The organism is Bradyrhizobium sp. JHI2711, from assembly GCF_056156565.1.
On sequence record NZ_JBPZPT010000002.1, the window covers coordinates 839,445 to 866,408 of the forward strand.

Genomic DNA, 26,964 nt, shown 5'->3' on the forward strand with positions numbered 1-26,964 from the left:
GGCTGCTACAGCGTGGTCAGAAGCACGCTGGCCGCTTTGATATCCGCCGTATCGGCGCCCTCGGCAAAGCCCTCGAGCGCCGATTGGAGCCATCGCTTCGCCTCGTCGCGCTGCCCGCGTCCGGCAAACAGCCCGGCGAGATCGATCGCAGCGCGCAGCTCCCAGGCCGCGGCGCCTTGCCGGCGGCTGAGATCCAGGGATTGCATGAAGTGGGCTTCTGCCTGCTCGGCGTCGGGCTCCGGCAGCGACAACAGAACTCTGCCTTTCATCCGCAGCAACTCGGGCATGTAGAGATGATCGCCGCTCTGATCGACGAGGCGGATCGCATCGTCGATCAGGCGCGCACTCTGCTCGACCTGTCCAAGCGCCAACAAGCCTTGAACCAGTGCGATGTTGAAGGTCGTGGTGAGCAGTTCGTAGCCGGCCTCGTGGAGCTCGCGTAGGCAAGCCATGATCGTATCGACGCCTTGCGCGGCGTCTCCCCGACGGATCGCCAGTTCGCCCTTCACGCCGCGGCCCACCACGAGATAGGGACCCATCGATCGAGATTCGGCATGCGCGATGAATTGGTCGATGCTCTGCTCCGCGCCGTCGAGATCGCCGTCCCAGAGCGAGATCGAGACCGCCCAGATCAGGGCGATGCAGAGCGTGATCGGATGCTCCATCTGCGCGGCTTCAGTCACCGTCTGTTGCGCCAGCTGCCGCGCGTCCGCGGGCCGGCCCTGTAACCAGAGTTCGCGCGCCAGCGTGATGCCGGCCCGGTTGCGATGATCGAAGCCATGGATGGTGCTGATTCGTTCGGCGCCCGGCCCTTGCCATGCGACCTCCAGCATCTTCAGCGCGTCGCGGTGCTCGCCGGCCAGATGCAGCGAGACCCCGAGCAACGAATGGGCGAGGACGATCGAGCCGGGATCGCCGAGCGGCTGCGCGACCGCAAGGCTCTGCTGCGCATAGCCAAGCGCGGCATGGAACTGCCCCATCCGTTCGTGAAAGATATGCATGCGGCCGAGCAGCTGCAGCTGGTTCGGCGCGTCGCCGCGCGCCTCCGCGATCGCAAGGCTCCTGCTCAAGGCCACGCGCGCCGCCTCGCTGCCGCCGCGCGTGAACATCAGGGTCAGCCCGAGGGCAGCCTGGATGTGCATTTCATCGGCGCTGCCGCGCGCGGACGGGGTCATCGCAAGCAGTGCCCGTTCCGACCAGCGCCGGCATTCGATCAAGAGGGACATCGCGAGGAAGATCGGCGCTGCCGCGGCGGCGAGCGCAATGCCGGCGGTGGCGTCGCCGCCCGCGCCAAAGCACCAGTCCAGCGCGGCACGCACATTGTGGAGCGCGGAGAAGTGGATCGCCCGTTCGTCGGCGTTCGGCGTTGCCGCCCATGTGCTGCCGGCCTGCTCCAGCCATCGCCGGTAGTAGGTCGCGTGGCGGGCGGCGAGCGCGGCGTCGTTCGGCTCGATCTCGAGCAGATAGGCGCGCGTGGTATCGAGCAGACGGTAGCGCATCATGGCGCCGACCGGCCGCGGCGCGACCATCGATTTGGTGACGAGACTGTCGATGGCATCGAACAAATGGGAGCGGTCGGCACGTTCATCCGGGACGACCTCGAGGGCGGCGTCGATGGTGAAGTGACCTGCGAAGACCGCCAGCCTGCGGAGGACGAGGCGCTCGATGTCGGACAGCAGCCCGTAGCTCCAGTCCAGCGTCGCCCGCAACGTCTTCTGTCGCGGGGGCGCGGTGCGCTGGCCCTGCCAGAGCAGATTGAGACGCTCATCGAGCAGCGCGGCCGTCTGCTCCAGGCCGTAAGCTTCGACCCGGCCGGCGGCGAGCTCGATCGCCAGGGCCATGCCGTCGAGCTTGCGGCAGATCCTCGCGATAGTCGCGGCGTTGGTATCGTCGAGCGCGATCTGCGCGCCGCCAGCGGTCGCCCGTTCGATGAAGAGCTGAAGCGCGGGATAGGTTTGTGCAGCCGCCGCACTCAGCCCGGCACTATCAGGCGGTACGGCGAGCGGCGCCAGTCGATAGACCTGCTCGCCCTCGACGCGCAGGGCTTCGCGGCTGGTGGCGAGGATGTGGACATCAGGCGCAGCGTGGAAGATCGCCGAAGCCAGCGGTGCCGCCGCGGCGATGACATGCTCGCAATTGTCGAGGATGAGCAGCAACCGCTTGTCCCTGACATGCGCGAGCAGCGCGGGCAGGGGATCGTCGGTCTCGGCCGGCAAGCCGAGCATCAACAGGATCGAGGTGATCACGAGATCGGGATCGCTGAGCGCGGCAAGGTCGACGAAATGCGCGGCGTCGGAGAACGTCGCGAGCAGGTCGTGGGCGATCGCCACCGCGACGGCAGTCTTGCCCACGCCGCCCGGACCGACGATCGTGACGAAGCGCGAGGTGAGAAGCTTGTCGGAGATGGTGGCGACCGCCTGGTCGCGTCCGACCATCCGTTGCAGCCGATTCGGCAGCTTGACCGGCGGCAATTCCATCGGCGGGGACGAGCGCCGCGCCGCCGGAGGCTCCGTGTGCGAGATCGGCGCCACGAAGCAATAGCCGCGCCCGGAAAGCGTCGTGATGTAGCGTGCGCCGTCATTGCCGTCGCCGAGCGCCTTGCGGAGAGCGGCGATGTGAAAGCGCAGATTGGCCTCTTCGACGGTGATGCCGGGCCACACCAGCGCCATCAGATCCCATTTGCTGACGACCTCGTTCGGCCGCGACATCAGTGCGATCAGCGCGTCGAAGGCCTTCGCACCCAGCGGCACTGTGACGCCGTCGCGCGTCACGAGCCTTTCATGTGGCGCCACGGTGAATGGTCCGAACGAGAGTCTTGGCCCGGTCGGCGTGGTCATCGCGAAATCTTGCTCATTTGCGAACCGGATAGCCAGAGGGCAGCCATCCCGCAAGGCCTGCGTTGCATCGGCCTCAGACCTTGTTTGCAGGCCTCGCAACAGCTTCTGCGCCGGCCTCACAACTTCTCACAAGTCCAAACGGGTCTCCGGAGCGCGTCGCTGCTAGTCAGTTTGCGCGACTGCAAGGAGCTCTTCATGACGCAAACGGCAAAACTGCTCTACACGGCCCGGACCCACACCAGCGGCGGCCGGCACGACGGCATATCGCGCAGTTCCGACGGTCGCCTCGACGTCAAGCTGTCGCCGCCGGGCGGGGCCGGCATCGGCACAAATCCCGAGCAATTGTTTGCGGCCGGCTGGTCGGCCTGCTTCGAAGGCGCCATGGAACTCGCCGCGCGCAAGCAGAAGGTGACCCTTCCCAGGAAAAGCGCGATCGACGCGGAGATCGATCTGGTGCTCGACGAGGGCGCCTACGCGCTGAGGGCGCGCCTCAATGTCAGCCTGCCGGGACTCGACCCCGAGATCGCACGCGGCATCATCGATGAAGCGCATCAAACCTGCCCCTACTCCAAGGCCGTCCGCGGCAACATCGACGTCACGGTCGCGCTGATCTGACGCACCATCATAAATCACGACAAGGTCACATCATCATGAAGCAGCTCATCGATCAGCACCGCCGCCAGTTTCTCGGCATCGCCACCGGAGCCGCCGCCGCCGGCATCGGCGTGATCGCGTTCGCTCGTGCCGAGACCGAACCGCAGCGATCCCAAGCATCGAATGCGTCCTTCGGCGCGATCAAGCAGATCGATGCCGGCGTTCTCAACGTCGGCTATGCCGAGGCGGGTCCCTCGAACGGTCCGGTGGCGATCCTGCTGCATGGCTGGCCCTACGACATTCACGCCTTCGTCGAGGTCGCGCCGCTCCTGGCCAAGGCCGGCTATCGCGTGATCATCCCATACCTGCGTGGCTACGGCACGACGCACTTCCTCTCCAGCGAGACGCCGCGCAACGGCGAGCCTGTGGCCATGGCCGCGGACATCATCGCGCTGATGGACAAGCTCGAGATCAAGAAAGCCGTCGTCGCCGGCTTCGACTGGGGTGCACGCACCGCCGACATCATCGCCGCGCTGTGGCCGGACCGTTGTCGCGCGTTGGTAGCGGTCAGCGGCTATCTGATCTCGAGCCAGGCTGCCGGCAACGCGCCGTTGCCGCCGCAGGCGGAGCTGCAATGGTGGTACCAGTTCTACTTCGCGACCGAACGCGGCCGGGCCGGATACGAGAAGTACACGCACGATTTCGCCAAGCTGATCTGGAAGCTGGCCTCGCCGCAGTGGAAGTTCGACGACGCCACCTTCAACAGGAGCGCGGCGGCGCTCGACAACAAGGATCACGTCGCGATCACGATCCACAATTACCGCTGGCGGCTCGGGCTTGCCCAGGGCGAGGCGAAATACGAGCCTCTCGAAAAGAAGCTGGCCGCAGCTCCGCAGATCGAGGTGCCGACGATCACGATGGAGGGCGATGCCAACGGCGCGCCCCATCCCGAGCCGAGCGCCTATGCCAAGAAGTTCTCAGGCCGATACGAGTTTCGCCTGATCACCGGCGGCGTCGGCCACAATCTGCCGCAGGAAGCGCCACAAGCCTTCGCCAAGGCCGTCATCGACGCCGACGGCGCCTAGGCATTCGTCGGCACCTCCGTCCAGCCTCATTGATCGAGCCCGATGAAACATCATGACGATAGCCGAACCCGAAAAGAAGAAATCTCTCTACACCACGATGATCGCGCTGACCGTGGTCGTCCTCGTCGTGCTCCTGACCTGCATGCCCTACCTCGTCACGATCGCCTTCGCGGAAGGGCCAGCGGAACAGAGCGCGGCGGACGCCTCGCCGATCTTCGGCGTCACAATTCCAGCCGGCTATAAGCGGTGGGAGCTGATCGCGCCGGCCGAAGAGGCCGCGCCGCTCGACGAGCTGCGCGCTGTTGTCGGCAACCAGACCGCCATCGATGCCTATCAGGCCGGAAAACTGCCGTTCCCGGACGGCACCATCCTGGTCAAGCGCGCCTGGAAGCGGAAACAGTCACCCGAGTTTGCGTCCGCGACGATTCCCGGCGCCGCCACCACGGTCCAGGTGATGGTGAAGGATTCCAGGAAATACGCGGCTACCGGCGGCTGGGGCTTTGGCCGCTTCATCAACGGCAAGCCGGTGGACGAGGCGCAGCACCGCACCTGCTTCGCCTGCCACGAAGCCCGCGCCAAGAGCCGCGACTATGTCTTCACGCGGCTTGCGCCTTGAGACATACGGTGACTGGCTTGAAGACTTGGTTCATCAGCGGCAGCTCTCGCGGGCTTGGCCGTGCCATCACGGAAGCGGCACTCGCCGCGGGCGACCAGGTGGTTGCCACTGCGCGGACGCTCCAACCGCTTGAACCGTTGCGGGAACGTTTCGCTGAAAGACTGTGCCTTGCAACGCTCGACGTCACGGATGAAGCTGCCGCGCCGGCAGCCATCGCGCTTGCTGCGGAGACGTTCGGCGGACTCGACGTGGTCGTCAACAATGCCGGCTACGGCGACCTCGGATCGGTCGAGGATACTGGCCTGGACTCGTTCCGGCGGCAGATCGAGGCCAATTTGATAGGCACCATTATCGTCACCAAGGCGGCGATTCCGGTGCTGCGCCGGCAGCGCCGTGGCCACATCGTGCAAGTCTCGTCCGTAGGCGGCCGGATCGGCGCCCCAGCCCGCGCCGCCTATTCGGCCGCGAAATGGGGTATCGAGGGCTTTTCGGAATCGCTGGCGCGCGAGATGGCGCTGATCGGCGTGAACGTCACGATCGTCGAGCCCGGCGGCTTTCGCACCGGCTTTGCGCGAGCCGCACATGGGACCGGCGAAGGACGCCCGGAATACGATGCGCTCGTCGGCGCTGCCGTCAGGATGCAGCGCGATTACGACGGCCGGCAGCCCGGCGATCCAGCCAAAGCCGCGGCCGTGGTTCTGAAGCTTGCCGATATGGAGCGCCCGCCTCTGCGCATTGCGCTCGGAAGCGATGCCGTCGACGCCATCGCTGCGATCGATAAGCTCCGCCTCGAAGAGCTGGAGAGGTGGCGAGCGCTCAGCGTATCGACTGACTATTGACCCCGGGGGCCTCACTCCGCCGCCACCATTTGTTGCGTGCGCCACTGGCCCAGCAGGGCACGCAGCGAAGCCGGCTTCACCGGCTTGTTGAGCACCGCGATCTTCTCGTCACGCGCGGCGACCTGCACGGCGGGACTGCGATCGGCGGTGATCAGGATCGCAGGGATGCCATCGCCGAAACGGCGGCGGATCTCGCGGATGGCGGCGATGCCGTTGCCGCGATCGAGGTGATAATCGACCAGAAGGCCGGTGACGCGGCGGCCGGCGGTTTCGATCGCAGCGATCGCGCCTTCGGGATCGGCGACCGCGATCACCTCGGCGTCCCAAGCCTTGAGCAGCGTGCGCATGCCGTCGAGGATCGCCGCATCGTTCTCGATGCAGACGATCAGCGCGCCCGAGATCGGTGTGCGCGCCAGCGGCGTCGCGCTGGTCACGGCCGCGGTGTGGGTGACCGCCTTCGCCGTCGGCACCGTCACCGAGAAGACCGAGCCGCCGCTTCGATTGCCGTCGATGGCGATGCCGTGCTTGAGCACGCGGGCCAGGCGTTCCACGATCGAGAGGCCGAGGCCCAGACCGCGCGCGATCCGCGCCCCCTGCTCCAGGCGATGGAATTCCTTGAAGATCTCGCCTCGCTTGACCGCGGGGATACCGACGCCGGTGTCGTAGACGCAGATCTTGAGCGAGGCGCCGCGGCGGCGGCAGCCGACCAGCACGCGGCCGCGCGGGGTATACTTGATCGCGTTCGAGATCAGGTTCTGGAGCAGGCGCCGCAGCAGGAGCCGGTCCGACTCGACCGGCAACGAGCAGGGCACGAAGGCGAGCTCCAGGCCCTTGGCGCGCGCGATCGGCGCGAACTCGATTTCCAGCGACCGCATCAGATCGGCCATCTTGAAGCTCGAGATCGAGGTCGCCATCGCGCCAGCGTCGAGCCTGGAAATGTCGAGCAGCGCGCCGAGGATTTCCTCGATCGCCTGCAAGGATTCGTCGATGTTCTCGACCAGCCGCGTCTCCTCGCCATTGTGCTGGCGCTCGACGAGGCTGGTGACGTAGAGCCGCGCCGCGTTCAGCGGCTGCAGGATGTCGTGGCTGGCGGCGGCGAGGAAACGCGTCTTGGAGATGCTGGCGTCCTCCGCCGCGCTCTTGGCGATGGCCAGCTCGGAGTTCAGCCGCGTCAGCTCCTCGGTGCGGTCGCGCACGCGCTTTTCCAGCGTCGCATTGGCGCGCTCCAGCGCTTCGGCGGCTTCGAAGCTCGGCGTGACGTCGGTGAAAGTGATGACGAAGCCCCCGCCGGGCATGCGGTTGGTGAGCACTTCGATCACCATGTGGCGTTCCGGCAGCCGCTCGAGATAAGGCTCGCTGTCGGTGGTGTAGGCCGCAAGGCGCCGTTCCAGCAGGGCCTTGCGCTCGAGCGGATCGTTCGGATCGCCGAGGCCGATGAACTCCAGGATCTCGCGCAAGGGCGTGCCGAACTGGATCAGATGCAGCGGCACATTGAGGAGGTCGCCGAACTGCCGGTTGGAGCAGATCAGTTGCAGATCGGCGTCGAACACGGCGATGCCCTGGCGCACATGGTTGAGCGCGGTCTGCAGGATCTCGCGGTTGAAATGCAGCGCGGCGTGCGAATCGTCGAGCAGCTTCAGCGCGGCCTTGGCGGAGACCGTCCGCTTGCGCAGCAGCAGCGACATCACGAGGCGGGAGGAGGCCGCGCCGATCGAGGAGGCAATCAGATGCTCGGCGTGCTGCAGCAGCTCGAAATCGGCGGGCGCACCGGGCTCCAGCCGCACGTTGCGCCGCGCCGAGAAGGCCTCGAAGGAATGTCGCGCGCGGTCGGGCCCGAGATATTGCGCCACCGTGGTCTGGATGTCCTGCACGGTGACGGTGCTGCGCCAGCGGCGGAAGCTCGGGGAGATCGGTGCGAGCGTATTGGGCACGAACAGATCGGCTTGCAGCAGCTCGATGGAGGATGGCCGGCGTGCCAGCGACAGCAGCACATAGGTCAGGATGTTGAGGGACAGCGACCAGATCACGCCGTGCATCAGGGGCGGCAGGTCGGCGCCGAACAGTGCCTGCGGCCGCAGCGCCTCGATGCCGAACGGGCCGTGCTGCAGCAGCAGGATGCCTGACGTCGAGGAATCCATGAAGCTCGGCATGAACAGCGTGTAGAGCCACACCGCAAACCCGACCAGCATGCCGCCGATCGCCCCGCGCGCGGTCGCGCGCCGCCAGAGCAGGCCGCCGAAGAAGCTCGGGGCGAGCTGGGCGATGGCGGCAAAGGAGAGCAGGCCGATCGCCGCGAGCTGGGTGCTGCCGAGCGCGCGATAGTAGAAATAGGCCATCACCATGATGGCGAAGATCGCGAGCCGGCGCGAGCGCAGCAGGAAGTTGCTGAAATCGGCCCCGCCGGCGCGCCCCTCCGGCCGACGTTTCAGCACCAGCGGCACCACGAGGTCGTTCGAGACCATGATGGAGAGCGCGACGCATTCGACGATCACCATGGCGGTTGCCGCCGAAAGCCCGCCGACGAAGACGGCGACGCTGAGCAGGTTCGCGCCGCTCTCGATCGGCAGGGCCAGCACGTACATATCAGGGTCGGCCGTGCCGAACGGGAAGGTCACGAGGCCGGCGAGCGCGATCGGGATCACGAACAGGTTGATGGCGACGAGGTAGAGCGGAAACAGCCAGCGCGCGCGGCCGACCTCGGCATCCGAGGAATTCTCCACCACGCTGACGTGAAACTGGCGCGGCAGCAGCATGATCGCGCACAGCGACAGCAATGTCATGGTCAGGAAGTTGCCGATCGACGGCGAATAATTGATGGCGCGCACCGCTTCCGGCGTCCTCATCGCGCGCTCGATCAATTCATGCGGCGAGAACATCCAGAAGGTGACGAAGATGCCGGCGGCGAGGAAGGCGACCAGCTTGATGATGGACTCGGTCGCGATCGCCAGCATCAGGCCGTGCTGGTGCTCGGTCGCGTCGGTCTGTCGCGTGCCGAACAGCACAGCGAAGGCCGCCATCGTCAGCGTCACCATCAGCGCCATGTCGCCGAGGATCGGGATGTGCGAGAAGGCCTGGTCTTCGCTCAGGATTGTGCCCAGCGAGGAAGCCACCGCCTTGAGCTGGAGCGCGATATAGGGCACCGAGCCGATGATCGCGATTGCGGCGACGGTCGCCGCCACCGCTTGGCTCTTGCCGTAGCGGGCCCCGATGAAGTCGGCGATAGAGGTGATGTTGTGGGCTTTCGCCAGCTGGATCACGCGTCGGAGCACCCCGGCCCCCAACCCGATCATCAGGATCGGGCCGACATAGATCGCGAGGAAATCGGTCGAGGTGCGGGTCGCGAAGCCGACCGACCCGAAGAAGGTCCAGGACGTGCAGTAGATCGCCAGCGACAGCGGATAGATCAGCCCGGAGGCGCGGCCGCGACCGGCCGGCGAGCGGCGGTCGCCGTGGCTCGCCACCAGGAACAGGAAGCCGATATAGCCGAAGGCGGCGGCGATCACGCCCCAATCGTGCAGCATGGGTCGGGGGCTCTCTCCCTGGGCGCCGGCGGCGCCCGAGCTCATTTTCCTTGCAAACCTAGCGCGTTGAGCGGACGCAAGCGACAGCGAAATGCCGTGCGGCGGTAGGAACTGCCGGCGTCGTTAAGCGGTGGGGCGAGCTGTCCGCCCGCTCTTACCCTCCAGGGGAGGGTAAAAGAGGCCTATTCCGCGGCCAGCGACTTCGCGCGCAGCGGCAGGCCGAGGCGGTCCCACACTTGCAGCAGCGCTTCGGCGAGCTGATCGATCAGGCCGTCGTCGTGATAGGGCGAGGGCGTGATGCGCAGGCGCTCGGTGCCCTTGGCGACGGTCGGATAGTTGATCGGCTGGATGTAGATCCCGTGCTGTTCGAGCAGCAGGTCGGAAGCCTGCTTGCACTTCTCGGGATCGCCGACGAACAGCGGTACGATGTGTGTGTCGCTCGACATCACCGGCAGGCCGGCGGCATTGAGGATCGCCTTGACCCGGGCGGCACGGTCCTGGTGGCGCTCGCGCTCCCAGCTCGACGTCTTCAGGTGCCTGATCGCGGCGGTCGCGGCCGAGCAGACCGCCGGCGGCAGCGCGGTGGTGAAGATGAAGCCCGGCGCATAGGAGCGCACGGCGTCGATGATCTGGCCGTTGGCGGCGATGTAGCCGCCGAGACAGCCGAACGCTTTGGCCAGCGTGCCCTCGAGAATGTCGATGCGATGCATCACGCCGTCGCGCTCGGCGATGCCGCCGCCGCGCGGGCCGTACATGCCGACGGCGTGGACTTCGTCGACATAGGTCATCGCGCCATATTTCTCGGCGAGATCGCAGATCCTGGCGAGCGGCGCGACATCGCCGTCCATGGAATAGAGACTCTCGCAGACGATCAGCTTCGGCCGATCGGGACCGGCCGCTTTCAACAGCTCTTCGAGATGCGCAACGTCGTTGTGGCGGAACACGATCCGCTCGCAGCCGGACTGGCGGATGCCCTCGATCATCGAATTGTGGTTGAGCTCGTCCGACAGGATCAGGCAGTTCGGAATGAGCTTTGCGATGGTCGGGATGCCGGTCTGGTTCGAGACATAGCCCGAGGTGAACAGCAGCGCGGCTTCCTTGCCGTGGAGATCGGCGAGCTCGGCTTCGAGCTGCACCAGCGGATGATGCGTGCCGGCGATGTTGCGGGTGCCGCCGGCGCCGGTGCCGACGCGCGTGGCAGTCTCGACCATGGCGCCGACCACCTTCGGATGCTGGCCCATGCCGAGATAGTCGTTGGAGCACCAGATCACGACGTCGCGCTTGCCCTTGGGCGAGTGCCAGACCGCATGCGGGAACCGGCCGGCCGTGCGTTCGAGGTCGGCGAACACGCGATAACGCCGCTCGGTGTGGAGACGATCGAGGGCGGAATCGAAGAATTGGGCGTAATCCATCGGCAAACCTGCAACGGAACCTGACCAAGGGGACGGGTCTACTTAGAGCTTTTCCAGCTCCAATGTCTATGCGCTATCCCACATTTGGATCTGTGGGGCATTTGGGCAAAATGCCCTATCCGGCGCGTCTCAGTTTGATCCCGATCAATCCTGCGCGACATATAATGCTGCTCTGCACCATCTGCCGGGGCGACCCAGCCTATGGTCTTCCGTCGCGGCCCGGCGCGCGCTTTCCTTGCTCAACCAAGCTCTCGAAAGGACCCTTCCATGAAGCGCGTGATGATCCTCAACGGTCCCAACCTCAACATGCTCGGCATCCGCGAGCCGCACATCTACGGCACGACGACGCTGGCGGAGGTCAACGCGAGCTGCGAGGACGCAGCCGCCAGGCTCGGCCTCAAGCTCGCCTTCCACCAGTCCAACCACGAGGGCGTGCTGGTTGATCTGATCCAGTCGGCGCGGCAGGACGCCGAGGCCATCGTCATCAATCCGGCCGGCCTCTCCTTCACCTCGGTCTCGATCATGGACGCGATCAAGACGTTCGAGGGCCCGGTGCTGGAGGTGCACATCTCCAACATCCACGCCCGTGACGAATATCACCGGCATTCCAAGATCTCGTTCGTGGCGACCGGCGTGATCTGCGGGCTCGGGCCGTTCGGCTACATCGCGGCGCTGCACGCGATCGCGAATATGAAGTGAGGCGCCAGCCGCGCCGGAGGTCTGCTCCCTCGCCCCGTTCTTACGGGGAGAGGGTTGGGGTGAGGGGCTGTTTCGGCAATGATGGTGAGAGTTGGACTCGCGGAGACTCCCCTCACCCGCCACGCTTCGCGTGTCGGCCTCTCCCCGCAGGCGGGGAGAGGCGAATAACTCACGTCGTCCGAAACTGCAGCACGCCGTCCTGCATCTCGGGCGTGAGGCGGCCCTCGACGATCATGTAGTTGACGTGGGCGACGAGCTCGCCGGCGGCAAAGCCCATCTGGTGCTCGTCCAGCACGTGCTTGTTGAACACCACGGGCACCAGAGCGCGCGAGGTTTGCGGCACCTCACGGCAGGCTTCCGCGATCAATCGGCAGCGCTCTTCATGGTGGTCGGCGAGCTGCTTGATGCGGGTCTTCAATCCGTAGAACGGCACGCCATGGCCAGGCAGCACCAGCACGTCATAGGGCAGCGTCGTGGTGAGGCTGGCGAGCGAGGCCAGATATTCGCCGAGCGAATTCTGGTCGGGCTCGACCGCCCAGACGCTGACATTCGGCGAGATCTTGCTCAGCACCTGGTCGGCGGAGAGGAACAGCTTGTCGTCGGCGCAATACAGCATCACCTGGTCGAGGGCGTGGCCGCCGCCGGTGATGACCTTGAAGCGGCGCGTGCCGATCACGACGTCGTCGCCATGCGAGATGCGGCGGTAGGACGGCGGCAGCACCGAGACGCGCTTCAGATAGTCCTGGCCGCGGCCGAGCAGCTTTTCGGTGAGCGACTCGTCCATGCCATGGCGGCGGAAGAACAGCCGCTGCGCCTCGCGCCGCTCCTCGGTGCCGCGGTTCTGGTGATAGACCGATTGCAGATATTCGACCTGCGACATCACCAGCGGGCAGCCGAACCGCTCGACGATCCAACCGGCGAGACCGACATGATCCGGGTGGGAGTGGGTGACGATCAGGCGCGTGATGTTGACGCCTTTCAGCGGTCCGTCGAACAGCTTCGTCCAGGCCTCGATCGTCTCCTCGTTGCCGAAGCCGGCATCGATCATCGCATAGCCGTCGCCATCGGCGAGCAGGTAGATGTTCACGTGGTTGAGGCGGAACGGCAGCTTCAGCCGCGCCCACAACACGCCGGGCCGCACCTCGACCACCTGTTCGGGGCCGGGATGCTGTTCCCAGGGGTAGCGCAGGGCCTCGGCCGAGGACTGCGGGGTGTCGGTTTTCGAGCTCATGCTATCGGCTTAAACCCAGCGCGCGCGGGGCGCCAGCCGAAAAAGGATGCTGGGCGGCGACAGCATGGCGGTCATACCGAGGCAGTTTTCCGTAGCCCGGATTGCGCTACGCTCCATCCAGGCTACAGGACAGGGCCTTACGCCGCCCGCATGTCGTTGAGGAAGGCGTCGATCTCCCCGCGCAGCATATCGGCCTCGCGGCGCAGCGCGTCCGAGGCGCCCAGCACCTCGGTGGCCGCAGCGCCGGCTTCGGCGGACGCGGTGGAGACGCCGACGATGTTGCTGGAGACCTCGCTGGTGCCGCCGGCGGCATGCTGGATGTTGCGGGCGATTTCGCGCGTCGCGGCGCCCTGCTCCTCGACCGCTGCTGCGATCGTGGTGGTGACGTCGTTGATCTCGCCGATGATCCGGCCGATGCCCTGGATGGCGCCGACCGCGGAGGTCGTGACTGACTGCATGCTGGCGATCTGGGTGCGGATCTCGTCGGTCGCCTTGGCGGTCTGGCTCGCCAGGCTCTTCACCTCGGAGGCAACCACCGCGAAGCCGCGGCCGGCCTCGCCGGCACGTGCCGCCTCGATGGTGGCGTTGAGCGCGAGCAGATTGGTCTGCGAGGCGATGGTCTGGATCAGGTCGACGACGACGCTGATGCGGCTCGCGCTGTCGGCAAGGCTCTGCACCGTGGCGTCGGTCGCTCCCGCTTCGTCGACCGCCTTTTTGGCGATCTCGGCGGAGGTCACGACCTGACGGCTGATCTCCTGGATCGAGGAGGACAGCTGCTCGGTGCCGGCCGAGACGGTCTGCACGTTGACCGACGTCTCCTCCGCGGCGGAGGCGACCGCGTTGACCAGCGCGTTGGACTGGTCGGCGGTGTTCGACATGCTCTGCGCGGTCGATTGCATCGAATTGGCCGATTGGGCCAGATTGTCGAGCGCGGAGCGCACCGTGCTTTCGAACTGGGCGATCTTCGCCTCCATGCGCGCGGCGCGCTCGGCCTTGGCGATACGGTCCTTGTCCTGCTCGCTGGTCAGCGCGCGGGTCTCGATCATGCTCTCCCGGAACACCTGCAGCGTGTTCGCCATGACGGAGATTTCGTCGTTGTGGTTCTTCGAGCGGTAGATCTCGGTTTCGAGATCGCCGTTCGCGAGCAACTGCATCGACTGATGCAAGGCGCCGATCCGGCGCAGGATGTTGCGGCCGACATAGAGCCAGACGAACAGCGCCGAGCCGACCAGCATCAGCGCGCCCAAGCCCAGCATGACCGACGTCGCGAGCGAAATCTCCTGCCGCGCCTGGAAGGTCGAGGTGTTGGTCTCTTTCTGCACGCCGTCGACGAGCTGCTGCACGCTGATGCCGAGCCCGACATTGAGCTTGCGGGTCTCGTCCAGGATGGTCTGGCCGTAGTCGATGGAGTCGAGCTCTTTCTCGCGCAGATTGAACACGCCGGTCTTGCCGGTGCCGAGCGCGAGCAGCTTTTCCGCGGTGTCGCGCAGCATCTTGTTGCCCTGGTTGTCCGGCAACAGATCGAGGTTCGACCGCAGGCGCCCCTGCGCCGTCTTGAATTCCTTCTGGATGTCATCGAGCTTGTCGCTGGTGTTCGCCGACAGCGCCGCGCTCATGTTGGCGGCGGCGAGATTACCGCTGGCGACGACGTTGCCGAGCTGACCGACGGTCTGCGCGGCGTCGGTCGCGTCTGCGGCTGACAGGTCGGCTGAACCGAGAATGGCATTGACGCGGGTCTGCGCGTCCAGCATCGCCGGACTCGCTGCGCCGACGAACGCGCCCTGCGCGGCGCGAAGCGCGTCATATTGCTTGTCGTGCAGCGCCGCGATGTCGAGCCGTTCGCGGGCGGCTTTCGTCAGGCTCTGAGCCGCCTCGTTGATGCTCTTCATCGTCTCGCTGAGCCCGGAGACGACGCTCTTGTCGCCGCCGAGATCGATGATCTCGTTGAGCTTCTGCTGCGTCTGCTCCTGTAATTCCCTGAGCTTCTTGGTACGTTCGGTCAAGGCGTCCTCGCTCTGCGCCGCAAGCAGGGCCGGTCCCTGCGCCGCGAGGCTCGCACTCAGCGCCGACAATTGCAGGCTGGCGGAAAGGCGCGGAATGTCCCGTCCGCTCAGTTCAGTCATGCGTCCGCCGAGATTCTGCAGCGCAAGGCCGGCGCCGGCCGCGATCACGAGGCCCATGCCCGCGATGACGGCAAACGCCGCGAACAGGCTGCCGCGCACGCCCCATTTGGGCATTTTGAAACGCGGACGGAAACTGCCAAGGAAGCGGCCAAGGCCCAAACGGATCGGCATCGAAAATTCCCCCAATGTTCTTCTATTTGTGGCTGCAGTATCGGCAGCACCGGTTAAGGAATCGCAATGAGCCCAATCGGTTGACGTTGTTCCGCAGAGCGAAAAAAGAGGGGCCGGCAACGAGGCCGGCCCCTTCATCTTGATAAGGTCCTGGTAACCGATCAGTAGCGCGCCATGGCCGGGCTCGCCCAGTTGAAGCGGTAGTTGACGCCCGCCTTGAAGGTATGGTCGTCGGTGGTGAAGGCGCCGGTGCCGGCGAGCGGACCGGCGGTGAAGCTGGCGTCGCCGAAATTGTAGTACTGGTACTCGGCCTTGGCCGACCAGTTCGGGGCGAACATGTATTCGAGGCCGGCGCCGACGGTGTAGCCGTTGCGGTGATCGCCGGTGATGACGAAGGCGGCCGGCACGCCGCCGACGGTGACCCTCTCGTTGTTGTCCGAATAGGCGTAGCCGCCCTTCACATAGACCAGGCCGGGACCCCAGGTGTAGCCGACGCGGCCCGTGATCGAGCCGAGGCCGCGCTGGTCGTTGGTGTAGGCGATGCCGCCCGGGAACACGGCGCCGACGCTGCCGGAGAGCCAGGAATACTGGCCTTCGACGCCGACCACGAAGTTCGGGTGGAACTGCCAGTCCGCACCGACCTGCACGCCGCCGAGGAAGCGGCCGTTGCCGTTGTTGCCGGTGGAAAGGCCATTGAAATTGTTGTCGCTGGAGAACGCGCCGCCGACATGGGCGCCGAGATAGAAGCCCGTCCAATTGTAGATCGGCGCGGCGTAGGCCGGTGCGGGCGTCTTGTAATAATTGCGGTTGCCGAGATCGGCACCGACGGCCGGCGCAGCCGCGCCCAACACGAGCAGCGCCACGGTCGCAAACAGAATCTTCTTCATCGTCTTGAACTCCAACACGTAAGGTCCCCGGCAGGCGCGTTTTCTGCGCCGCATTGGTTTTGCAGATAGCTCGCTTTTGACGAAAATGCTGTCACATCCGTGGCACAGCGACGGCCAACGTAACTTGTTGGGCCGTAAATGATTTTCGTGCTTAATGGCAACTTAAGAAGTGGTGAAGGAAGGCTTAACGGCGCACTCGGTCGGTAACTTGCGCGCGCCTTGCGTTAACCAAGACGCCGCCGTGCCTCATCGCGCATCTGCGCGCGAAAGGCGGCGCGCTTTGCCGGCCTGTCTTCCTCACGCACGTCGTGTCGATCGAAGATGTCGAACTTCTCCAGGATCGGATAGCGCTCGCTCGCCATCGCGAGCACGCGCAGTATCCTGGTCCCCTCCGGCGTCGGGCCGCTGACCTCCCAGCGCCGGATGGTGTCGGCGCCGCCTCTTTCCGGCAGTCCGCAAAGCTTGGCCATGTCGGCCGCGCTGAGCTTGCGCTCGAGGGCATCGGAGAGGTCGTTGCGAAGCTGCTTCAGTTCGGCGCCGGTCATGCTTGCGTCCAGGGAAGTCACTGAAAGCAATGCACTAGCGCTGATTCGGGTCCATCCGAAGACGGTGTGAGTCCGCCGCGCTCCGGCACCTTCGTCCGCACACGGAGTTATGAAGGGAGAACCCATGGAAATTTGCCGATGCATGAACACTTGGCATATCGGGGCGCGCAACGGGTGAAGGGATCAGCCATGAAAACCATCAGACTCGCCATTTCCGCGCTGATCACGACGGGACTGCTTGCCGCACCATTCGCAGCTGAGGCGAAAAAGGTCCGGTCCAGCCGGCAATACAGCACTGGTGTGGTGGCTCCGACCTATGGCGGAGCCGGAGCGCCGGCCGCGCAACCGAGGGCGGCCTACGGATCGTCGGGACAGACGGTTGGCACTGTCACCGCGCCGTCGATCGGATCATACAATTGGCCCTCGGTCGGCGTGACCAACTCGGCTCCCACCTGGAGCAACACCACGAGATAGAGGGCTCCGGCAAGGTGGAGGCCACTGGCGGATCAACGCATGCCGCTCGCCGATCCCGAGAGCAGATAAAGCGCGATGAGCAATGTCGCGACCGACAGCATCGTCGTGATCGAGACCGTGGCCGCAACCAGCTTCTCCTCGACCTTGTGTTCATGTGCGAGGACGTAGACGGTTTTCGCCGTCGGCACGGCCGCGCAGATGACTGCCGCAACCGTGTAGAGAGGGGTGAGGCCGATCACGACGCAAAGCCCGTAGACGATGAGCGGCATGACCACCAGTTTCACCGCGGCGAGCGCAAACGACGCTTTCAGGTTGGACCGCAAGCCCTCGATGGACAGGCCGAGCCCGATGGCGAACAGCGCGCACGGCGTGAGCGCGGCAGCGATCATGTTGAGATAGGCCGCGACCGGTGCCGGAATCGGCAATCCCGTCACCGCCCAGGTGAGGCCGATGAACGTCGACAGCACCATGGGATTGAGCAGGATCTGCTTTGCCAGTCCCATAGAGCGCACGGAGGCCCCGCGTGCATCGCGCTTTTCCAGCAGGATCACCGTGATCGGAAACATCACCGCGGCCACGAACACCGTCGCGACGGCCGCGGGCAGGACGGCGGGTTGGCCGTAGATCGCATGCAGGATCGGCAGCGCGACGAACCCGGTGTTGGTCATCGCCGCCGCCATCCCGTGAATGGTGCTGCTGGCGAGGTCGTGTTTGCCGCCTGCGCGGACCGGCACGAACACGAGCGCGAAGCAGATCAGCGAGCCGCCGCCGAAGGCGAGCAGAAAACGCCATTCCAGGAGATTGCGCGCCGGCTCCTGGGCGATCGTGACAATCAACAGCGCCGGCATCGCCACGTTGTAGGCGAAATGCACCAGGGCATCGGCCAGCGCCCGCGAGAGATAGCCGAGCTCGCCGGCGAGACAGCCGGTGACGATGATCGCGAATACGGGAAGAACGAGGCTGGCGACCTCCATCCGGCTTCCCCCTCATTTTCGAACAGGGAGGGTAGACCGGCAATGGACTGGCGTCACTCCGTGATTTGTGGGTCGCCTCGATTTGTCGGAGGAGAATCCGCCTCGCTAGATTCCCCGGCGCCCCTGGTCTCCGATCACGCAGCGCCAGGCCGCCAGGCGCTCGGCCGGATGCTGGTTCATCCATTCGGCAAGCTGCGGCGCGCCCATCAGGCAGGCCTGCACCGAAATTTGCGCAAAGTCCGACGTGGTGACGATCTGCTCGTGACAATTGGAGGGAGAGGCGAGGCTGCAAAGCACGGCGATGATCTTGATCACGATACGTTACCTCCGTCGCGGCCGATGAACGGGCGACGGATCGCCGGCTTTCCCTGGCCCTCGTCCGTCGGATCGACCGGCGGGAAGATGCTGTCGTAGATCGCCCGCGCTTCCTGGATGAGACGCGTTCGCTCGCGCTCGGACTTCGAGACAAATCGAATAACTTCGCCCATGTTGGCTCCGAATATCAGTGTGAGTCCGTCATGAGATGACGTCGATCATTCAAACGTCATCTATGGTCATGCCCTTAAGCTTTGAAGCGGCCGGTCCGGTCACGACCGGATAAAAAGCGCGTGACCAGGCTGCGCAGTTCCCAGCATCCCGGTGCGTCTTGCTTGCTGGGTTGTTGAGCTGCCCATCACACCACGTTCGTTGTACGGCGCCAGCCGCGACGAGCGACTATGGCGTCAACTCACCCCTTGCCGACATGAGCAAGGATGATCTCACGAAAGCAAATGCCGCTGAATCGAATATGTTTCGCCTCGCTCGGCGTGCAAGTTTTTGGAACCATCACGGAAATCAATGAACGAGGACGAGCCGCCTCAGGCCGCCGGCGCGTGCTCCTTCCGTCCGGGCACGGCTGCGAGCAATTCGCGCGTATAGGCGTGCTCGGGCGCGGCGAAGAGTTGCGCCGTCGGCTTCAGCTCGACGATGGCGCCGCGCTGCATCACCGCGATACGGTCGCAGATCTGGGCCGCGACGCGCAGATCGTGGGTGATGAACAGCATCGACAAGCCAAGGCGCGCCTTGAGATCTTCCAGCAGCTTCAACACCTGCGCCTGCACCGAGACGTCGAGCGCGGAGACGGCCTCGTCCGCGACGATGATCTCCGGCTCGAGCGCAAGCGCGCGGGCGATGCCGATGCGCTGGCGCTGGCCGCCCGAGAATTCATGCGGATAGCGCTCGAGCGCGCCGGCGTCCAGGCCCACCATCTTGAGGAGATCGCGGGCGCGGTCGAACGCCACCTTCGGATCGGTCCCGGCTGCGATCGGCCCGTCGGCGATGATGTGGCCGATTTTGCGGCGCGGATTGAGCGAGGCGAACGGATCCTGGAAGATCATCTGGATGCGATGGCGCTCGCCGCGCAGCGCCTTGCCGGAAAGCGAGGTCAGGTCGGTCTCGCCGATCCGCACCGTGCCGCGGTCGGCTTCGATCAGTCGCATCACCAGGCGCGCTACCGACGACTTGCCCGAGCCGGATTCACCGACGAGGCCGAGCGTCTCGCCCTTGAGGATGTTGAAGTTGACCGCGCGCGCCGCATCGACGCGGCGGGCCTGGCGGAACCAGCCGCCCGACGTGACGTAGGTCTTGTCCAGCCCGATCACCTCGACGGCCTTGGCCCGATCGTCCAATGGCTCTCGCGGCGGCGGATCCATCGAGGGCACGGCGGCAAGCAATGCCTTGGTGTAGTCGTGCTGCGGCTCGTTGAAGATGGCCGCGGCCGGACCTTCCTCCACGACCTTGCCGTGGCGGAGCACCACGACCTGGTCGGCGATGTCGGCGACCACGCCGAAATCATGGGTGATGAACATCACCGCCATGTTGCGGCTCCGCTGGAGGTTGCGGATCAGCTTCAGGATCTGGGCCTGCGTGGTGACGTCGAGCGCGGTGGTCGGCTCGTCCGCGACCAGCACCGCGGGCTCGAGCGCGAGCGCCATCGCGATCATGGCGCGCTGGCGCTGGCCGCCGGAGAGCTGGTGCGGATAGGCGCGCACGATACGCTCAGGGTCGGGCAGGCCGACTTCGCTTGCCAGCGCCAGCGCCTTGGCCCGCCGCTCCTTCGGCGTGAGCAGGCCGTGCGCCTCGAACATCTCCGCCATCTGGTCGCCGATCCGCATCAACGGATTGAGCGCGGTCATCGGCTCCTGGAAGATCATCGCCAGCCGACGGCCGCGCAGATCGCGCCAGCCGTCGTCAGCGAGCTTGAGCAAGTCCCGGCCCTCGAACTGGATTTCACCGGAGGTGACCGAGACCGTATCCGGCAACAGGCCCATCAGCGCATGCGCGCACATCGACTTGCCGGAACCGGACTCGCCGACGACGCAGACGATCTTGCCGGGCTGCAGATCGAGCGAGACACCGTCGACCGCGAAGGGGCGCTCGGCGCCCTTGGGCAGCGCGATCCGCAAGTTCCTGATGGAGACGGCGGGCGGGGCGGTCATCGTCAGCGGCCCTCCCGCGACAGGCGCGGATTGAGCGCATCGTTGAGGCCTTCGCCGATCAGGTTCAGCCCGAGCACCGAGATCAGGATGGCGATGCCGGGAAACACGGTGATCCACCAGGCCTGCCGGATCACGGTGCGGCCGGCGCCGACCATGTAGCCCCAGGAGATCAGATTGGGATCGCCGAGGCCGAGGAAGGACAGCGAGGATTCAAGCAGGATCGCGGTGGCCACCATCAACGAGGCCAGCACGATCACGGGTGACAACGCGTTGGGCAGGATCTCGCGCAGGATGATCCAGCTGTTGCTCTGGCCGGTGACGACGGCGGCCTGGACATATTCGCGCGTGCGCAGCGACAGCACCTCGCCGCGAACGAGGCGAGCGACCGGCGGCCAGCTCACCACCGCGATCGAGGCGACGATCGAATAGATCGAGGGCTGCAGGATCGCGACCAGCACGATCGCGAGCGCGAAGCTCGGAATGGTCTGGAAGAACTCGGTGAAGCGCATCAGGGCGTCGTCGACCTTGCCGCCGAAATAACCGGCCATGGCGCCGATCGGCACGCCCACGATCAGCGCCGCCAGCGTGGAGACGAGACCGACCAGCAGCGAGACGCGGGCGCCGAAAATCATGCCGGCGAAGATGTCGCGGCCGAGCGCGTCGGTGCCGAGCGGCACGGCCCCGAGCGTGAACGGCGGCAGGAACGGCCGCTGCACCATGCGCCAGGGCGAGTTCGGGAACAGCATCGGTCCGAACACCGCGACAGAGATTGCAACCAGGAGGATGACGAGCCCGATGACGCCGCTCGGGCTCTTCAGCATCGATTTCCAGAACTGTTTCATGCGGCGTATTCGATCCGCGGATCGACCAGGCGATAGACGAGGTCGGTGATGAGGTTGAAGGTGAGGACCATGGCGGAGCAGATCACGAACACGCCGAGCAGCAGATTGTAGTCCCGCTGCAGCAGCGCGTCGTACATCAGCCGCCCGATGCCGGGCCAGGCGAACACGGTCTCGGTGATGACGGCGCCGCCGATCAGCGTGCCGGAATGCACGCCGGCGAGCGTCACCACCGGCAGCAGCGCGTTGCGCAGCACGTGGCGGCGCTGGATCACGGCGTCGGAGAGCCCCTTGGCGCGCGCGGTCTTGACGAAGTCGAGGCGTTTCACTTCCAGCATCGAGGCGCGCGTCATGCGGGTGTAGGTCGCCATGAAGAACAGGCCGAGCGTCATCGCCGGCATGATCAGGTGCTTTGCGACGTCGACCGCATGGGCAAGGCCGGTGAGGTTGGCCCCGACCGTCTCGTAACCGAAGCTCGGCAGCCAATCCATCGTGACCGAGAACAGGAGGATGCCCATCAGCGCCACCCAGAAGATCGGCATGGCGTAGAAGATCAGCGCGAATACGGTGATGGCGGTGTCGAAAAAGGTTCCGGCAAAGCGCGCGGCGAAGGTGCCGAACAGGATGCCGAGCGTGAGCGAGATCGCGAAGGCGGTCAGCGTCAACAACAGCGTCGCCGGCAGCCGCTCGCCGATCAGTTTTGCGACCGGAGCCTGCTGGCGGAAGGAAAAGCCGAGGTCGAGGCTGGCGACGCCCTTGACGTAGATGAAGAGCTGCTCGGGCAGCGGCTTGTCGAGCCCGAACTTCTCCCGGAGCTGCTTGACGAAGACCTGATCGCTGGCCCCGGCCTCGCCCGCCATCACGATCGCGGGATCGCCGGGCGCCAGGCGGATAAGGAAGAAGTTGAGGACCACGATCGCGAGCAGGACGATCACGCCCTTCAGGACGCGCTGAGCAACGAAGGAGAGCATCTAGTGAGTCATATTGGTGATGTGACCTGGCGCCACGGAGACGGAGTGACTCCCTCGCCCCGCTTGCGGGGAGAGGGTTGGGGTGAGGGGGACTTCCCGCGAGCGTATCAGCAGTTGGACTCGTGGAGACTCCCCCTCACCCGAATGTGCGCTATGCGCACATTCGACCTCTCCCCGCAAGGGAGAGGTAAGAGGCTTCACTTGTCGAGCCATGCGTCCTTGAAGCCGTCATTGACCCCGATCCCCGTGGTGATCAGGTTCTTGACCTTGCAGCGCATGATGGTCGGAAATTGCAGCTCGAGCATCCAGGCAACCGGCACGTCCTCGACCAGGATCTTCTGCGCCTTCTCGTAGATCTCCTTGCGCTTGGAATCCGGCGTTGCAACCGCGCCCTCGGCGAACAGCTTGTCGATATCCGGGTTGGAGTAACCCTCGACGTTGTTGAACATCTGGCCCTTGGCGATGTTGCTGGAGATGTAGTTGCGTCCCACTCCGAGCGCGGGGTCGCCGTACTGGTAGAGATAGGTAAAGGCGATGTCGTAATCCCACTCGGCGATCTTCTGGTTGCCGCCGGCGACGTCGGTGGCGATCGTCTCGATGGTCATGCCGACATCCTGGAGGTTCTGCTTGACGGCTTCGCCCCAGCGCTGCCAGGTCTCGCCATAGGCGAGCGGCAGCAGGCGGATCTTTTCGCCCTTGTAGCCGGCTTCCTTCAGCAGTGCCTTGGCCTTGGCCGGATCGTAGGGGTATTTCTTCACGTCATCGGTATAGAACTTGATGGTCGAGGCCGACGGGCCGGTGGCGACCTTGCCGAGCCCGTTCCAGATCACGTCCTTGGCGAAGTCGCGGTCGACCGCATACATGATCGCCTGCCGCACCCGCTTGTCGGCGAGCGGACCCTGGCGGTTGTTCAGCCACAGCCAGGCCAGCGGCGAGAAGAATTCCCAGCCGGCGCCGGTGACGCAGGTGTCCTTCAGCTTGGACAGCCGCGGCACGTCGAAATTCTCGACCGAGCCGCCGGGCAGCACGTCGACCTTGCCGGTCTCGTAAGCCACCGAGCGCGCGGCGGCGTCCGGGATGATCTGCCAGTAGATCTCGTCGAGATGGGGCTTGCCCTTTTCGTGGTAGTTCGGATTCTTGACCAGGCGGATGAACGAGCCCTTCTGCCATTCCTTGAACATGAATGGGCCGGTGCCGATGGGTGCGTTGTTGTAGGGGTTGGTCTTCCAGTCGGTGCCTGCATAGAGATGCTTCGGCACCATCGGCATCGAGCCGACCTCGAAGATGCCGAGGAACGGGCCGAACGGCTGCTTCAGCGTGAAGACCACCGTATGATCGTCCGGCGTCTCGACCTTGTCGACCTGCGCCAAATTGGTGCGGGCGCGCGCATGGGTCTGCTTCAGCATCTCGATCGAGAACAGCACGTCGGCGGCGGTGAAGGGCTTGCCGTCGTGCCAGGTCACGCCCTTCTTCAGCTTGAAGATGTAGGTCTTCGCGTCCTCGCTGACGCTCCAGCTCTCGGCGAGCTCCGGCAGGGGATCGAGCTTGGGGCTGTAGCGCAAGAGGCCTTCGAAGATGTTGCCCGAGACCATCTGGGTCGGGCCGTTCTGGACCTGTGCAAGCATCAGGCCGGGCGGCTCGGGCTGAATCACGGCATTGATCACACCCCCCGTCTTCGGCTCTTGCGCCAGCGCAGGGGCCGCAAGGCCGCAAGCCAGGAGGAGACCAAGCAACACTCGTTTTGGCATGTCGTAATCTTTCTCAAGCGAGACCAGCCGGAAACGCTTCGCACGCGCCCTCGCGCGCAAAGCGACGGTCGGTCCATCCCAGTCCCCATCCGCCATCGAGGCTCACACAGTCCCGTTCGGCGCGGCAAGATGAAAGTCGCGACAGTGCTCGCACAAAAAATGTACAGCTCGTCCTGTTTCTCCGCCTGTGCGACGGCACGGCAGATCGGCCAGCTCCGAGGGATCAGGCGGCCTTCAGAAGTGATGAGAGCATGCCGGGGCAGTGCACAAGTCCGCGCCTGCGACCAAAAGCATCAGCCCGTCATTTTGCGCCGAGCGCCCGCCGCAATTCGTCGAGCGCCTCTGCAAGCTGCTCGCGGTGCGCGATGTCGTCCTTGGGCAGCGCGGCGACGCTGCGGGCGAGCTCCCGCAGGATTCCGGCCAGCAGGCCGAAGTTGATGTGCAGATGCACCGATTTGCGTTCATCGGCCGCACCAGGATGTTGCAGCACCAGCGCAATGCCGCTGCCGTCGAGCTTCGCCTCGAAGCGGGACGAATGCTCGAAGGTGCCGACATAGAATTTGTCGGGATATTCGAGTGCGACCTCTGCCTTGTCGGGAACCGGCTTGGACATGCGAACCTCATCTATGCCCGCGCATTCTGGCCGGGAATGAGCCGGCCCGCCTTGCGCCAGGTCAGAGGCGATCGACGCCAAATTTGATCCGGATCAAAGCCGGCCCGCCGCTTTTGCGATCGAATGGCAAGTAGCGGGACGCGGCTGCGCATCCCGTTTGCTTGAGCCGTGAGACGATGGATGGACATTCAGGCCACGACTATCCCTGCGGATGACGACGGCGGACCCGATATCGCCGGTCTTGAGCCGTCGCCGGATGCGGGCGTGCAGCACTGCCTGCAATTGCTCGGCAATGCCGGCTTGCGCCCGACACGCCAGCGCGTGGCGCTGGGCCGACTGCTGTTCCTGGGCGGCCATCGTCACGTCACCGCAGAAAGTCTCTACGCAGAAGCGATGGCTGCGAACGCATACCTGTCGCTCGCCACCGTCTACAACACGCTGAACCAGTTCACCGAAGCGGGCCTCTTGCGCCGGATCGCGGCCGACGGCATCAAGTCGTTCTTCGACACCGACACGTCCCTGCATCCGCACTTCTATCTCGAAGGCGAGGACGTGCTGGTCGACGTGGCCGAGGGCCTCGCCTTCACCAAGATGCCCGAGGCGCTTCCCGGCCACGAGATCGCGCGGCTCGACGTCGTCGTCCATTTACGCCGGAAGCGAACCTAGCGCTTGCCCTGCAGGGAGGGTAAGACGCCTCACTGCAAGCCTGCGCGGCGGAATCCCTCCAGATAGTGTTCGCGATCTCGCTCACTGGCCCACGGCAGCTGCGTCGCGATCCAGTGCAGCGAGATGCCCGGCTGGGTGCGGCGGAGCTCTCCGAGTGCCATTTCCGCAAGCGTGCCATCGCCGGTCATGCCGGCGGAGACGGCGAGCACGCGGTATGCGCCGGTAAGATCGCCGCGGTGGCGGATCGCCTCGCGCGCCAGCGCGATGGCCTCGCCATAGTGCCGTTCGGTGAAGCGCGCATAGGCGGCGATACCGTGATAGATCGCCAATGACGGATCGCGCGGCGACAACCGGATCGCCTTTTGCGCGGCCTCGAACGAGTCGTTCGAGCGTCCGACATAGGACAGTGCCAGCGCGTAATAGCCCTGCGCCAGTGAGAAGTTCGGATTGAGCGCGAGCGCCTGCTCGAACTCGGACAGCGCGTCTGGGAGCCTGCGGGTCGAGAAGCAGACGCTGCCGAGCGCGGCATGTGCCCAGGCGTCCTCATGGTCGCAGCGCACCGCTTTGAGCGCGGCGGCTTCCGCGGACGGCGCAACCGCGGCCAGCTCGGTCCAGCCGAGATGCACGCCGAACATGTCGTTCACGGCCAGCACCGACAACGCCTGGCCGTAATCCGGATCGATCGCGATCGCGCGCGCGAGCAGCGCCTTCGCGGCCGCATGGTCCTGCCGGGTCACGCGCCAATAATGCGACAGCGCGCGCATCAACAGGTCCCAGGCGTCGAGGCTCGCCGGCGGCTTACGACGGCTGCGGAAATTCTCGGCGGCGTGGATCTGCGGCTCGATCGCGGCGGCGATCGCGTTGGTGATCTCGTCCTGCACGGCGAAGACGTCGACGAGCTCGCGGTCATAGCGCTCGGCCCAGAGATGACCGCCCGACACGGCGTCGTTGAGCTGCGCGGTGATGCGCACCCGGTTGTCCGTCTTGCGCACGCTGCCTTCGACGATGTAGCGGACGCCGAGCTCCTCGGCGATCTGCCTGATATGGACCGCGCGTCCCTTGTAAGTGAAGGAGGAGTTGCGGGCGATCACCATAAACCAGCGCTGCTTCGACAGCGCGGTGAGGATGTCCTCGCTGATCCCGTCGCCGAAATAGTCCTGCTCGGGATCCCCGCTCTTGTTCTCGAAGGCGAGCACCGCGACCGCCGGGCGGTCCGCCATGCGCGGGGGAGCGAGCCTGGCTTCGGTCCGCGCGGGCGATGCCGCCACCTCTTCTCGGACCTCGCCGACGAACCGAAAGCCCTTGCGCGGAATGGTCTTGATCAGGCGCTGGGTCGCGCCGTCGTCGCCGAGCGCCTTGCGCGCGGCGTTGATCCGGCTGTTGAGGGCGGAATCCGAGACGATGCGGTCGTTCCAGACCTGGCTGATCAGGTCATCCTTACTGACCACACGCGCCCGTTGCGTGACCAGATAAAGCAGCAGATCGAACACCTGCGGCTGCAACGGGACGGGTTTTCCGTCGCAATTGAGCTCCCGGAGGTCGCCGTCCAGCACGTTGTTTTCAAAGCGAAATCGCACGTTCTCGTCGTCTCAAGCAAAAATCAAAGTCGTCTCAGGCGAAAATCAATCGTCCGCGAAAGCCG

Annotated in this window: 23 protein-coding genes; 7 read left to right on the top strand and 16 right to left on the bottom strand. The window is 65.3% G+C overall.

The features are described from left to right. Positions 1 to 5: 5 nt before the first annotated feature. A complete protein-coding gene (locus ACTEK7_RS16470) occupies positions 6 to 2,837 on the bottom strand; it encodes an ATP-binding protein (RefSeq protein ID WP_225147424.1) in 2,832 nt (943 codons plus the stop codon). Between the two features lie 195 nt (positions 2,838 to 3,032). Between ACTEK7_RS16470 and ACTEK7_RS16475 the strand changes: the two genes are divergently transcribed. From ACTEK7_RS16475 to ACTEK7_RS16490, 4 genes are read left to right on the top strand one after another with little or no spacing between them, the layout of a single operon-like run. Then, positions 3,033 to 3,452 carry an organic hydroperoxide resistance protein gene (locus tag ACTEK7_RS16475; protein ID WP_035996651.1) on the top strand — a complete coding sequence of 140 codons (420 nt, stop codon included), beginning with the start codon at positions 3,033 to 3,035 and terminating at the stop codon, positions 3,450 to 3,452. Between the two features lie 35 nt (positions 3,453 to 3,487). Then, a complete protein-coding gene (locus ACTEK7_RS16480) occupies positions 3,488 to 4,516 on the top strand; it encodes an alpha/beta fold hydrolase (protein WP_225147423.1) in 1,029 nt (342 codons plus the stop codon). A 52-nt stretch (positions 4,517 to 4,568) separates the two neighbouring features. Next, on the top strand, positions 4,569 to 5,132 hold the full coding sequence (locus ACTEK7_RS16485) for a cytochrome P460 family protein (protein ID WP_225147422.1): 564 nt from the start codon (positions 4,569 to 4,571) through the stop codon (positions 5,130 to 5,132). Positions 5,133 to 5,149: 17 nt separating this feature from the next. Then, positions 5,150 to 5,971, top strand: a complete 822-nt coding sequence (locus tag ACTEK7_RS16490; protein ID WP_035996659.1) for an SDR family NAD(P)-dependent oxidoreductase — start codon at positions 5,150 to 5,152, stop codon at positions 5,969 to 5,971. Between the two features lie 11 nt (positions 5,972 to 5,982). Here the strand turns inward: ACTEK7_RS16490 and ACTEK7_RS16495 are convergent, their stop codons facing one another. After that, positions 5,983 to 9,492, bottom strand: a complete 3,510-nt coding sequence (locus ACTEK7_RS16495) for a PAS domain-containing hybrid sensor histidine kinase/response regulator (protein ID WP_225147421.1) — start codon at positions 9,490 to 9,492, stop codon at positions 5,983 to 5,985. Positions 9,493 to 9,674: 182 nt separating this feature from the next. Next, positions 9,675 to 10,904, bottom strand: a complete 1,230-nt coding sequence (gene hemA / locus ACTEK7_RS16500) for a 5-aminolevulinate synthase (RefSeq protein WP_035996665.1) — start codon at positions 10,902 to 10,904, stop codon at positions 9,675 to 9,677. A 267-nt stretch (positions 10,905 to 11,171) separates the two neighbouring features. Between hemA and aroQ the strand changes: the two genes are divergently transcribed. Beyond that, positions 11,172 to 11,603: a type II 3-dehydroquinate dehydratase gene (aroQ, locus tag ACTEK7_RS16505; protein WP_035996668.1), complete on the top strand. Its 432-nt coding sequence runs from the start codon at positions 11,172 to 11,174 to the stop codon at positions 11,601 to 11,603. 169 nt (positions 11,604 to 11,772) lie between these two features. On the opposite strand, the gene ACTEK7_RS16510 is transcribed toward aroQ, so the two are convergent. The 4 genes from ACTEK7_RS16510 to ACTEK7_RS16525 form a co-directional block, all read right to left on the bottom strand. Then, positions 11,773 to 12,834, bottom strand: coding sequence for an MBL fold metallo-hydrolase (locus ACTEK7_RS16510; protein WP_035996672.1), 1,062 nt, complete (start codon positions 12,832 to 12,834; stop codon positions 11,773 to 11,775). A 137-nt stretch (positions 12,835 to 12,971) separates the two neighbouring features. Further along, positions 12,972 to 15,128 carry a methyl-accepting chemotaxis protein gene (locus tag ACTEK7_RS16515; protein ID WP_225147420.1) on the bottom strand — a complete coding sequence of 719 codons (2,157 nt, stop codon included), beginning with the start codon at positions 15,126 to 15,128 and terminating at the stop codon, positions 12,972 to 12,974. 161 nt (positions 15,129 to 15,289) lie between these two features. Further along, entirely contained in the window at positions 15,290 to 16,015 is a 726-nt protein-coding gene (locus ACTEK7_RS16520) for an outer membrane protein (RefSeq protein ID WP_035996788.1), read from the bottom strand. A 224-nt stretch (positions 16,016 to 16,239) separates the two neighbouring features. Next, a complete protein-coding gene (locus ACTEK7_RS16525) occupies positions 16,240 to 16,560 on the bottom strand; it encodes a hypothetical protein (protein ID WP_035996689.1) in 321 nt (106 codons plus the stop codon). Positions 16,561 to 16,749: 189 nt separating this feature from the next. Between ACTEK7_RS16525 and ACTEK7_RS16530 the strand changes: the two genes are divergently transcribed. Further along, the gene (locus ACTEK7_RS16530) at positions 16,750 to 17,034 is read left to right on the top strand and encodes a hypothetical protein (protein ID WP_035996692.1); all 285 of its coding nucleotides are present in this window, start codon (positions 16,750 to 16,752) and stop codon (positions 17,032 to 17,034) included. 32 nt (positions 17,035 to 17,066) lie between these two features. Here the strand turns inward: ACTEK7_RS16530 and ACTEK7_RS16535 are convergent, their stop codons facing one another. The 8 genes from ACTEK7_RS16535 to ACTEK7_RS16570 all read right to left on the bottom strand — a co-directional run bounded on the left by ACTEK7_RS16535 (position 17,067) and on the right by ACTEK7_RS16570 (position 24,656). After that, positions 17,067 to 18,008 carry an AEC family transporter gene (locus tag ACTEK7_RS16535; protein WP_225147419.1) on the bottom strand — a complete coding sequence of 314 codons (942 nt, stop codon included), beginning with the start codon at positions 18,006 to 18,008 and terminating at the stop codon, positions 17,067 to 17,069. A 105-nt stretch (positions 18,009 to 18,113) separates the two neighbouring features. Then, positions 18,114 to 18,323 (bottom strand): hypothetical protein, encoded by a 210-nt coding sequence (locus ACTEK7_RS16540; RefSeq protein WP_035996696.1) that lies wholly within the window; start codon positions 18,321 to 18,323, stop codon positions 18,114 to 18,116. Beyond that, on the bottom strand, positions 18,320 to 18,496 hold the full coding sequence (locus ACTEK7_RS16545) for a hypothetical protein (RefSeq protein ID WP_192893053.1): 177 nt from the start codon (positions 18,494 to 18,496) through the stop codon (positions 18,320 to 18,322). The genes ACTEK7_RS16540 and ACTEK7_RS16545 overlap by 4 nt, the downstream gene beginning before the upstream one ends. Before the next feature lie 369 nt (positions 18,497 to 18,865). Then, the gene (locus ACTEK7_RS16550; RefSeq protein WP_225147418.1) at positions 18,866 to 20,485 is read right to left on the bottom strand and encodes an ABC transporter ATP-binding protein; all 1,620 of its coding nucleotides are present in this window, start codon (positions 20,483 to 20,485) and stop codon (positions 18,866 to 18,868) included. A gap of 2 nt (positions 20,486 to 20,487) precedes the next feature. Then, the gene (locus ACTEK7_RS16555) at positions 20,488 to 21,327 is read right to left on the bottom strand and encodes an ABC transporter permease (RefSeq protein WP_035996700.1); all 840 of its coding nucleotides are present in this window, start codon (positions 21,325 to 21,327) and stop codon (positions 20,488 to 20,490) included. Next, a complete protein-coding gene (locus tag ACTEK7_RS16560) occupies positions 21,324 to 22,295 on the bottom strand; it encodes an ABC transporter permease (RefSeq protein WP_225147417.1) in 972 nt (323 codons plus the stop codon). The genes ACTEK7_RS16555 and ACTEK7_RS16560 overlap by 4 nt, the downstream gene beginning before the upstream one ends. A gap of 197 nt (positions 22,296 to 22,492) precedes the next feature. Then, entirely contained in the window at positions 22,493 to 24,043 is a 1,551-nt protein-coding gene (locus ACTEK7_RS16565; RefSeq protein WP_035996790.1) for an ABC transporter substrate-binding protein, read from the bottom strand. Between the two features lie 301 nt (positions 24,044 to 24,344). Beyond that, the gene (locus tag ACTEK7_RS16570) at positions 24,345 to 24,656 is read right to left on the bottom strand and encodes a hypothetical protein (RefSeq protein ID WP_128265924.1); all 312 of its coding nucleotides are present in this window, start codon (positions 24,654 to 24,656) and stop codon (positions 24,345 to 24,347) included. Positions 24,657 to 24,836: 180 nt separating this feature from the next. On the opposite strand from ACTEK7_RS16570, the gene irr reads away from it, so the two are divergent. Beyond that, the gene (gene irr, locus ACTEK7_RS16575) at positions 24,837 to 25,322 is read left to right on the top strand and encodes a Fur family transcriptional regulator Irr (RefSeq protein WP_035996708.1); all 486 of its coding nucleotides are present in this window, start codon (positions 24,837 to 24,839) and stop codon (positions 25,320 to 25,322) included. A gap of 29 nt (positions 25,323 to 25,351) precedes the next feature. Here irr and ACTEK7_RS16580 read toward each other — a convergent pair whose 3' ends face one another. Next, positions 25,352 to 26,899: a winged helix-turn-helix domain-containing protein gene (locus ACTEK7_RS16580; protein ID WP_225147416.1), complete on the bottom strand. Its 1,548-nt coding sequence runs from the start codon at positions 26,897 to 26,899 to the stop codon at positions 25,352 to 25,354. Positions 26,900 to 26,964 lie beyond the last annotated feature (65 nt).

What these genes read in the sequence shown, in the direction of transcription:
- ACTEK7_RS16470 (WP_225147424.1), bottom strand. Translation starts at nt 2,837, where the DNA reads ATGACCACGCCGACCGGGCCAAGACTCTCGTTCGGACCATTCACCGTG.
- ACTEK7_RS16475 (WP_035996651.1), top strand. Translation starts at nt 3,033, where the DNA reads ATGACGCAAACGGCAAAACTGCTCTACACGGCCCGGACCCACACCAGC.
- ACTEK7_RS16480 (WP_225147423.1), top strand. Translation starts at nt 3,488, where the DNA reads ATGAAGCAGCTCATCGATCAGCACCGCCGCCAGTTTCTCGGCATCGCC.
- ACTEK7_RS16485 (WP_225147422.1), top strand. Translation starts at nt 4,569, where the DNA reads ATGACGATAGCCGAACCCGAAAAGAAGAAATCTCTCTACACCACGATG.
- ACTEK7_RS16495 (WP_225147421.1), bottom strand. Translation starts at nt 9,492, where the DNA reads ATGCTGCACGATTGGGGCGTGATCGCCGCCGCCTTCGGCTATATCGGC.
- hemA (WP_035996665.1), bottom strand. Translation starts at nt 10,904, where the DNA reads ATGGATTACGCCCAATTCTTCGATTCCGCCCTCGATCGTCTCCACACC.
- aroQ (WP_035996668.1), top strand. Translation starts at nt 11,172, where the DNA reads ATGAAGCGCGTGATGATCCTCAACGGTCCCAACCTCAACATGCTCGGC.
- ACTEK7_RS16510 (WP_035996672.1), bottom strand. Translation starts at nt 12,834, where the DNA reads ATGAGCTCGAAAACCGACACCCCGCAGTCCTCGGCCGAGGCCCTGCGC.
- ACTEK7_RS16515 (WP_225147420.1), bottom strand. Translation starts at nt 15,128, where the DNA reads ATGCCGATCCGTTTGGGCCTTGGCCGCTTCCTTGGCAGTTTCCGTCCG.
- ACTEK7_RS16520 (WP_035996788.1), bottom strand. Translation starts at nt 16,015, where the DNA reads ATGAAGAAGATTCTGTTTGCGACCGTGGCGCTGCTCGTGTTGGGCGCG.
- ACTEK7_RS16525 (WP_035996689.1), bottom strand. Translation starts at nt 16,560, where the DNA reads ATGACCGGCGCCGAACTGAAGCAGCTTCGCAACGACCTCTCCGATGCC.
- ACTEK7_RS16530 (WP_035996692.1), top strand. Translation starts at nt 16,750, where the DNA reads ATGAAAACCATCAGACTCGCCATTTCCGCGCTGATCACGACGGGACTG.
- ACTEK7_RS16535 (WP_225147419.1), bottom strand. Translation starts at nt 18,008, where the DNA reads ATGGAGGTCGCCAGCCTCGTTCTTCCCGTATTCGCGATCATCGTCACC.
- ACTEK7_RS16545 (WP_192893053.1), bottom strand. Translation starts at nt 18,496, where the DNA reads ATGGGCGAAGTTATTCGATTTGTCTCGAAGTCCGAGCGCGAGCGAACG.
- ACTEK7_RS16550 (WP_225147418.1), bottom strand. Translation starts at nt 20,485, where the DNA reads ATGACCGCCCCGCCCGCCGTCTCCATCAGGAACTTGCGGATCGCGCTG.
- ACTEK7_RS16555 (WP_035996700.1), bottom strand. Translation starts at nt 21,327, where the DNA reads ATGAAACAGTTCTGGAAATCGATGCTGAAGAGCCCGAGCGGCGTCATC.
- ACTEK7_RS16560 (WP_225147417.1), bottom strand. Translation starts at nt 22,295, where the DNA reads ATGCTCTCCTTCGTTGCTCAGCGCGTCCTGAAGGGCGTGATCGTCCTG.
- ACTEK7_RS16565 (WP_035996790.1), bottom strand. Translation starts at nt 24,043, where the DNA reads ATGCCAAAACGAGTGTTGCTTGGTCTCCTCCTGGCTTGCGGCCTTGCG.
- ACTEK7_RS16570 (WP_128265924.1), bottom strand. Translation starts at nt 24,656, where the DNA reads ATGTCCAAGCCGGTTCCCGACAAGGCAGAGGTCGCACTCGAATATCCC.
- irr (WP_035996708.1), top strand. Translation starts at nt 24,837, where the DNA reads ATGGACATTCAGGCCACGACTATCCCTGCGGATGACGACGGCGGACCC.